Source organism: Pseudoalteromonas luteoviolacea CPMOR-1 (assembly GCF_001625685.1).
Lineage (GTDB): Bacteria > Pseudomonadota > Gammaproteobacteria > Enterobacterales > Alteromonadaceae > Pseudoalteromonas > Pseudoalteromonas luteoviolacea_K.
In genome coordinates, this window is sequence record NZ_AUYC01000090.1 from 1 (window position 1) to 291 (window position 291).

Sequence of the window (291 nt, forward strand, 5' to 3'; positions counted from 1 at the left end):
GATGCGGGTGTGGTCAGCAATGTCGCAAAAGTGATAGTCGGCACAGATACAACGCCAGAAGTCAAATTTACAGAAAAACCAAAAGCCGGTGATAAGTCAGTTGCTGGTACCGTGTTCTTGGATGTAAATCAAGACGGCGCGGTTGATCAAAACGATCTTCGATTAAAAGACATCACAGTGACTATCACAGGCACAGATAAGTTTGGTCAGTCAGTTACCCAAAGCGTGAAAACTGATGCCAATGGTGCGTTTAGCTTTACTGGCCTGATCGAATCGAATGCAGATGGTTAC

Annotated in this window: 1 protein-coding gene; it reads left to right on the forward strand. The window is 45.0% G+C overall.

All coding sequences use genetic code 11. From position 1 onward, the window contains the following. A partial coding sequence (locus N473_RS24760; protein ID WP_196766478.1) for an SdrD B-like domain-containing protein occupies positions 1-291 on the forward strand: 291 nt, incomplete at both ends.